The sequence below is a fragment of the Burkholderia sp. E168m23 genome, assembly GCF_016586125.1.
Taxonomy (GTDB): Bacteria; Pseudomonadota; Gammaproteobacteria; order Burkholderiales; family Burkholderiaceae; genus Burkholderia; species Burkholderia orbicola.
The window spans coordinates 1-1,400 of sequence record NZ_BCPP01001335.1; the positions used below are offsets into that span (position 1 = coordinate 1).

Below are 1,400 nucleotides of genomic sequence, written 5' to 3' on the forward strand. Positions count from 1 at the left end.
GAGCGGCTGATCCGCCAGGGTGTGTACCGGCACGGCGACCGGATTCCGTCGGTGCGGCAGGCGAGCCAGCAGCACCGGATCAGCATCACGACCGTGCTGCATGCGTATCTGCTGCTGGAAAGCCGCGGGCTGCTCGAAAGCCGGCCGCAGTCGGGCTATTTCGTGAACCTGCGGCGTGACGACGGCCATGCGCCGGTGCGCGAGCTGCGGCCGTCGAAGCCGATCGCGATCTCGTCGTCGGTGGACGTGAGCCGGCTTGTGCTGTCGACGTTGCGCTCGATCGGCACGGACGACGCGGTGCCGCTCGGCTCGCCGTACCCAGACCCGAGCCTGTTTCCGTTCGAGAAGCTGAACCGCTACGCGTACGCGGCCGGTCGCGACAAGTCGCTGTGGGGCGTGACCGACGGGCTGCCGCCGGGCCATCCGCGGCTGATCCGGCAGATCGCGCGGCGCTACCTGGAAAACGGAATGTCGGTGGACCCGAACGAGATCATCGTGACGGTCGGCGCGACGGAGGCGATCAACCTGTGCCTGCAGGCGGTCGCGAAGCCGGGCGACACGATCGCGGTGGAGTCGCCGACGTTCTACGCGATGCTGCATGCGATCGAGCGGATGGGGATGAAGGCGATCGAGGTGGCGACGCATCCGGAATACGGGATCGACATCGCGGCGCTGGCAGCGATCGCGAAATCGCAGCCGATCGCCGCGTGCATGGTGATGCCGAACTTCCAGAACCCGCTGGGTTTCCAGATGCCGGACGAGCGCAAGCGCGAACTGGTTGAGTTCGCAACGAAGGCCGGCATACCGATCATCGAGAACGGTGTGTATAACGAACTGTATTTCGGCGATACGCATCCGAGTTCGCTGAAGTCCTACGACCGGACCGGGATCGTGCTGCATTGTTCGTCGTTCTCGAAGAGCCTGACGGCCGCGTACCGGATCGGCTGGGCGCTGCCGGGCCGTTATCGCGATCAGGTCGAGAAGCTGAAGTTCCTGAATACGCTGGCGACGCCGTCATTGCCGCAGTTGGCGATCGCGGAGTTTCTGGAACGCGACGGCTATGAGCATCACCTGCGGCGCCTGCGCAAGGCGTATGCGCAGCAGGCGAATCTGATGCGCGCGATGGTGTCGCGGTTCTTTCCGGAAGGCACGCGCATTTCGAGCCCGGCGGGCGGGTACGTGCTGTGGGTCGAGTTGCCCGCGCAGGTCGATGCGATGCGGCTGTATCAGCTCGCGCTGGAGCAGGGGATCACGATTGGCCCCGGCTACATGTTCTCGATCACCGACAACTACCGGAATTTCATCCGGCTGAACTACAGCAGCCCGTGGTCGCCGGAGATCGAGCAGGCGGTGATCACGGTCGGGAAGCTGGCTGCAGCGTGCATGCGGTGAACGGGGGG

General features: G+C 65.2%; 1 protein-coding gene. It reads left to right on the top strand.

Translation table 11 applies throughout. The annotated features are described in order from the left end of the window. Nucleotides 1–1,392, top strand: a 1,392-nt coding sequence (locus JMF90_RS37040; protein ID WP_201326340.1) for a PLP-dependent aminotransferase family protein, incomplete at its 5' end; no start/stop codon positions are given. Nucleotides 1,393–1,400: the final 8 nt, after the last annotated feature.